The organism is Neisseria sp. P0021.S005 (genome assembly GCF_051956955.1).
Genome location: NZ_JBQCWY010000140.1, coordinates 1 through 6,595, shown reverse-complemented (window position 1 = coordinate 6,595; position 6,595 = coordinate 1). Strand labels below are relative to the sequence as shown.

Sequence of the window (6,595 nt, the reverse complement as noted above, 5' to 3'; positions counted from 1 at the left end):
ATACCTTGGTTTTTGGTAATGGTAATACGGTATGGTTTGCCGTTGTCTTTCGGAACAAACAACAATGCGGCAACCACGGCGGCAAATGCCGTCAAAAATACGGCCAGCCATTTCAACAATTTTTTCAACATGGTAGGATTCTTGGTTTGTGAACGTGTCGGGCAACAGTATAACCGAAAACAAGCACATTAAGCCTGCCACCTTCCCCAACGTATGTTTTCCTATCCCGAAAGGCCGTCTGAAACCATGAATTCCCCTTCAAAAAACACTTGGCAAAACGGCCGTTGGCTGAATGCACGCCAAACTCATTCGCCCAATTTCAGCCCGCGCGAACCGGATGAAAACGTCTCATTGGTTGTCCTCCACAATATTTCCCTCCCTCCTTTTGAGTACAACACAGGGGCAGTGGAAAAATTGTTTACCAACCAAATCAACCCTAACGAGCATCCTTTTTTCAGCATCATCCACACCTTGCGCGTCTCCAGCCATTTTTTCATCAGCCGTAAGGGCGAAACCGTCCAATTCGTTTCCTGCGACGACATGGCCTATCATGCCGGCGTATCGTCGTTTCAAGGCAGAGAAAAATGCAATGCCTTTTCCATCGGTATCGAATTGGAAGGCTGCGATTTCGAGCCTTTTACCGAAGCACAATACACCAGCCTACAAGCCTTGCTGACCGCCATTTCCGAGCATTACCCGATTCAGGCCGTTACCGGCCATCAAGACATCGCGCCGGACAGGAAAACCGATCCTGGGCATTTCTTCGATTGGCCACGCCTTCAAAAAGCAGGTTTCCCCATCCGGCGCGGATAACTTTCAGACGGCCTGAAATGATTGGCAGACATAATGCTGTCACAACCGTTTATTTTCGTTATAATTCAGCTATTCATTCGGACGCATAAAGTCCGGCTCCAACGAACTTCCCATGCAGCAAGATTCCGCACCCTGAAAAAGACGGAATGCTGCCTTTTTAAAAAGTGATTACTCCATGATTTTCATCGTCTTAGCCCTCGCCGCTCTTTTGGCGGTCATCGGTTACAACATGTACCAGGAAAACCAATACCGCAAACAAGTGCGCGAACAATTCGGCCATTCCGATAAGGATGCGCTTTTGACCAGCAAAACCAAGCACGTCCGCGACAGCAAAGAAACTGGCGGCCAAGGTTTGTTTATCAAGAAAAACAAAAAAACCGAAGAGGCATTACGCAACCTGCAAGAGCAAGATGAAATCTACGCGGCAAAAGCCAAACTGGCTCATCCTGCCCAACTTAAAACCGATGTCGAATTGACTGTGGAAGACGACTTTTCCGCAGAAGAAAAAATCCAACACACTGTTATCGGCTTAAACAACGAAATTACCATTAGCCCTGCCGAAGCCGCTTCTGCTCCGGTTGAAACCGCTTCCGAACCTGTGGTACAAGTACCATTGATCAGCTTGGACGAATTGTCGCAAGTCGAGTTGCCTTGGTTTGACCCGCGCTTCGACTACATGGCCTACATCTCCCTGAAACAAGCCCAAGAATTGCACGCCCTGCCGCGCCTTTCCGGCACACACCGCTTCCAAATCATCGGTTGCACTATGGACGACCATTTCCGCGTTGCCGAGCCGATTCCGGGCGTTTACTACCAAGGCTTCGTCATAGGCTTGCAAGCTGTCAGCCGCAACGGTTTGGCAGCGCGTGAAGAGCTGCAACACTTCGACCAACAGGTTGATGCTTTTGCCCAACTGATGGACGGCAAAGTTTTGCATACCGACTTGGATGCGTTCACCGAAGTCGCACAAGCTCTCGACCAATTCTGTGCGCGTGTTGACCAAACCATCGCCATTCACTTGGTTTCCCATTCCAACATCAGCGGCGTAGAATTGCGTGCCGCCGTGGAAGAAACCGGTTTCAAACTGGGTGAAGACGGCGCGTTCCACTTCTGCGACAACAACAACCCTCAATTGTTCTCCATCCATACTTTGGACAACAAACCGTTTACCAATCCTCTGTTGGACAACCAAGCCTACCGCGGCTTCAGCATGCTGTTGGATATTCCGCATGTTCCTGCCGGCGAAAAAACTTTCGACAAATTTATGGACTTGGCTGTCAAACTTTCCGGCCAACTCAGCTTAGATTTGGTTAACGACCAAATGGAAGAAGTTTCCACCCAATGGCTCAAAGACGTACGCAACTACGTTTTGGCCCGTCAGGAAGAAATGCTTAAAGTCGGTATCAAACCCGGCAGCAAACAAGCCCTGCGCCTGTTCTCTTAAACTTCCCCAATCAAAAAGCGGATATGCAATGACGGCATATCCGCTTTTTTCAGGTAAAATCCCTTCATCTTCAATATTCATCGATTTTCAGACGGCCTCTCTATCATCAGGCCGTCTGAAAACTCTATTTCGATTGCTCATGAATCCGACCGCACAACGTATCAAATACCTGACCGACCTCCTCAACCGCTACGCCTACGAATACTACACCCTAGATGCGCCCAGCGTACCCGACGCCGAATACGACAAATTGTTCCGCGAGCTCGAGGCATTGGAGCGAAACTACCCCGAGTTCAAACTGCCCGACAGCCCGACCCAACGTGTCGGTGGCGAGCCTTTAGCAGGCTTTGCCGAAGTACGCCACGAAATACCGATGCTGTCACTGACCAACGCCTTTTCGCCACAAGACGAAAACGGCGTGTTTGACCATGCCGAAATGTACGCTTTTGATGAACGCGTTCGTGGCGGATTAAACGGAGAAAAACCAGAATACGTTATCGAACCTAAATTTGACGGTCTGGCCATCAGCCTGCTGTACCGCGACGGCGTATTGACTCAAGCAGCAACCCGTGGCGACGGCACCACAGGCGAAGACGTTACCCAAAACGTCAAAACCGTATCCAACATCCCCCTGCGCCTGCATGGAGAAAACATTCCCGAGCTTATCGAGATACGTGGCGAAGTACTGATGCTTAAAGCCGATTTTGCCGCCTTAAACGCACGACAGGCTGAAAACGGACAAAAACCTTTCGCCAATCCGCGCAATGCCGCCGCCGGCAGTCTGCGTCAACTCGATTCACGCATTACGGCACAGCGCAAACTGCATTTCTTCCCCTATTCCATCGCCCGACAACAAGGCGGTTTTGTCGCGGAAGAACACCTGCAAGAGTTGAGCTACTGTAAAGAGCTTGGCTTCAGCCTGCCTGACGGTAATTTCGGCTGTTTCAAAAATATTGACGAAGTATTGGCGTTTTACGAGCAAATGCAGCAAAAACGCCCTACTCTGCCGTACGAAATCGACGGTATGGTGGTCAAAGTCAATAGCTTGGCGCAACAAGAAAAACTGGGGTTTATCTCACGCGCACCGCGCTGGGCCATTGCCCACAAATTCCCTGCCGAAGAAGCATTGACCATTGTCGAAGCCATTGATGTACAAATCGGGCGCACCGGCGCAGTAACCCCCGTCGCCCGCCTGCAGCCTGTATTTGTCGGCGGCGTTACCGTTACCAACGCCACCCTGCACAATCAGGACGAAGTATCTCGAAAAGACGTGCGCGTTGGCGACACAGTTGTTGTGCGCCGCGCCGGAGACGTGATTCCCGAGGTGGTGCGCGTAATTTTTGAACGTCGCCCAATGCAGGAAACCAATATTTCCGTTTCAGACGGCCTGCAAGACGATTTGTTTGCCGAAACACCTTCTGAAACCCAAGCCGAACCGCTTCACAAACCCTACCACCTGCCCACCCATTGCCCTATCTGTCACAGCGAAATCGAACGCGAAGAAGGCGAAGCGGTTGCCCGATGCAGCGGCGGTATGCTTTGCCAAGCACAACGCGCACAAGGTTTAATCCACTTCGCCTCACGCAAAGCCATGGACATCGACGGACTTGGTCAAAAACAAATCGAGCAGCTTGTCGCCCAAGACCTCGTCCGCCATTTCGCCGACCTCTACCGCCTCGATATTCCGACCCTGCAAAAAATGAAGGAAACAGCGGATAAAGCGTCAGCTAGTGAAGAAGAACCATCAAACAGTGAAATTGGAGACTTTGAAGGCGAGACCGGCAATACTCTGCTTGCCAAAAACAATAAAAAACAGCCGACCAAATGGGCAGAAAACATCCTTGCAGGCATAGAAGCCAGCAAAACGCCTGAACTTGCGCGCTTCCTTTTTGCCCTCGGCATCCGTCACGTTGGCGAACGCACCGCCAAAACGCTGGCACAGGCATTCGGCACACTGGAAAACGTCCGCCATGCACCAGAACCCATCCTCGCCTGTCTGCCCGATATCGGCACGGTGGTTGCTCGCTCCATTGCCCACTTTTTTGCCCAAGAAGCGCAACAGGCGATGATCGACGAGCTACTGGCTGTAGGTGTTGCCCCACAAAGCCAGGCTGTCACTATCTCGCCGCTGCGCCATGCCGAGCCACAACGCTGGATTGCCCGCCTGCCTGATTTTAAAATCAGCGAAACCAAAGCACTGGCCTTGTGGGAACTTGCCGGACAAAACATAGAAGGTCTGCAAACTGACAAAGCATTACCTGCCGATTGGCAGACATGGCGCAGTAAACCGCAAAACGCAGCCCTGCTTGAAAATATGAAAACTTTCTTTGCTCAAACGCTGTCTAATCTTCAAGATGAAACTATTTTAGACGACATTAACGAGGCCATAGCAGGTAAAACCTTTGTATTGACAGGGACTTTACCCACGCTCAAACGTGACCAAGCCCAAGCCTTGATCGAAGCCGCAGGCGGTAAAGTTTCCGGCAGCGTATCCAAAAAAACCGACTACGTTGTCGCCGGAGAAGCTACAGGCAGTAAATTGGAAAAAGCCCAAGCTTTGGGCGTGGCCATATTAACCGAAGAAGAATTACTGGCGTTGCTGGGATAAGACAGTATCTATGACCAATTCTCCTTTTCAAACCGCCTGATACTTTATCATGTGGTATTATTGTTACATACGACTACATCTTTACACTTTTTGGGGTATAAACCCATAGTTAAAATAGGATAATAATATGAAACCCATTAAAAAATGCGTCTTTCCCGTTGCCGGTATGGGTACCCGTTTCTTGCCTGCGACCAAAGCCAGCCCCAAAGAAATGCTGCCTATCGTGGACAAACCTCTGATTCAATATGCAGTTGAAGAAGCGGTTGAAGCCGGCTGTACTGAAATGGTGTTCATCACCGGTCGTAACAAACGGAGTATCGAAGACCACTTCGACAAAGCATACGAGTTGGAAACCGAATTGGAATTGCGTCAAAAAGACAAACTGTTGGCGCACGTTCGCGATATCCTGCCTTCCAACATTACCTGCATGTACATCCGTCAAACTGAAGCATTGGGTTTGGGTCATGCCGTATTGTGCGCACAGGCTGCCGTTGGTAACGAGCCTTTCGCCGTTATTTTGGCAGACGATTTGATTGATGCGCCTAAAGGTGCATTGAAACAGATGGTTGATGTGTACAATCAAAGCGGTAACAGCGTTTTAGGCGTTGAAACCGTTGACCCTTCCCAAACAGGCTCTTACGGTATCGTTGAAGTTGAAAACCTGAAAAGCTATCAACGTGTAGTCAATATTGTTGAAAAACCAAAACCGGAAGAAGCGCCTTCCAATCTTGCTGTTGTCGGCCGCTACATCCTGACTCCGCGTATTTTTGACTTATTAACCAACCTGCCTCGCGGCGCCGGTAACGAAATCCAACTGACAGACGGTATTGCGCGCCTGCTCGACCATGAGTTTGTGTTGGCTCATGCATTTGATGGCAAACGCTACGACTGCGGCAGTAAATTGGGTTACCTTGAAGCAACCGTGGCTTACGGTTTGAAACACCATGAAACCGGCGAACAATTCAAAGAATTACTCAAGCAATACGCTTAAGCCCAGCCATTATAAAAAGGCCGTCTGAAATTTCAGACGGCCTTTTTCTACACTTATTTCTTCCAATATGCCGGAGTAAACAAAATTAAAACGGTAAAAATCTCCAAACGTCCCAATAACATCACCGCCGTACACAGCCACTTCTGTACATCGCTCAGCGCAGCGTAATTATGCGACGGACCAACTGCACCTAAACCCGGCCCTGCATTGGTAATACAAGCAATGACTGCCGTAAAGGCGGATAAAAAGTCCAAGCCTGCGGCCATCAGTAAAAAGCTGAATACGATGACCGTCATAAAGTAAATAAAGATGAACGACATGACGGTCAGCGCCATACGATCCGGAATGGAGCGATTGTTGACCTTTACCGTACGAACCGCACGCGGATGCAGCAAAATCAACATTTCGCGCAAGCTGAATTTAAACAACACCAAAGCACGCACGTTTTTAATACCGCCCCCCATAGAGCCTGAACTTGCCAATACGTTCGACAGGAAAAACATCCACAACGACACAATCAACGGCCATTGGGCAAAGTCTGCATTGGAGAAACCGCTTGCCAATCCGATGGACACAAAGTTGAAGCTGACAAAGCGCAAAGCTTCGCCAAGACTTTGATAAACGTCCTGCTGCCATAAATACAATGCCGAAATCAAAATACTGCCCGACAAAACCAGCAGCATGGTGCGGCATTCTTCATCTTTCCAATACACCTGCAAGGAGCGGTTGCCCAGCGCAG

5 protein-coding genes and 1 pseudogene are annotated in these 6,595 nt (G+C 49.6%); 4 read left to right on the top strand and 2 right to left on the bottom strand.

Annotated elements, in window-relative coordinates; translation table 11 throughout:
* Positions 1–131 (bottom strand): annotated as a pseudogene (locus ACTHUE_RS09170) (endolytic transglycosylase MltG); the annotation flags it as partial.
* A 115-nt stretch (positions 132–246) separates the two neighbouring features.
* On the opposite strand from ACTHUE_RS09170, the gene ampD reads away from it, so the two are divergent.
* The 4 genes from ampD to galU all read left to right on the top strand — a co-directional run bounded on the left by ampD (position 247) and on the right by galU (position 5,856).
* Positions 247–813: a 1,6-anhydro-N-acetylmuramyl-L-alanine amidase AmpD gene (gene ampD, locus ACTHUE_RS09165; RefSeq protein ID WP_039862241.1), complete on the top strand. Its 567-nt coding sequence runs from the start codon at positions 247–249 to the stop codon at positions 811–813.
* A 175-nt stretch (positions 814–988) separates the two neighbouring features.
* A complete protein-coding gene (locus ACTHUE_RS09160) occupies positions 989–2,257 on the top strand; it encodes a cell division protein ZipA C-terminal FtsZ-binding domain-containing protein (RefSeq protein ID WP_070695495.1) in 1,269 nt (422 codons plus the stop codon).
* A 139-nt stretch (positions 2,258–2,396) separates the two neighbouring features.
* Positions 2,397–4,865: an NAD-dependent DNA ligase LigA gene (gene ligA, locus ACTHUE_RS09155; RefSeq protein ID WP_440361186.1), complete on the top strand. Its 2,469-nt coding sequence runs from the start codon at positions 2,397–2,399 to the stop codon at positions 4,863–4,865.
* A 127-nt stretch (positions 4,866–4,992) separates the two neighbouring features.
* On the top strand, positions 4,993–5,856 hold the full coding sequence (galU, locus tag ACTHUE_RS09150; protein WP_049336474.1) for a UTP--glucose-1-phosphate uridylyltransferase GalU: 864 nt from the start codon (positions 4,993–4,995) through the stop codon (positions 5,854–5,856).
* Between the two features lie 53 nt (positions 5,857–5,909).
* Here galU and ACTHUE_RS09145 read toward each other — a convergent pair.
* Positions 5,910–6,595, bottom strand: a 686-nt coding sequence (locus ACTHUE_RS09145; RefSeq protein ID WP_440402842.1) for a TrkH family potassium uptake protein, incomplete at its 5' end; no start/stop codon positions are given.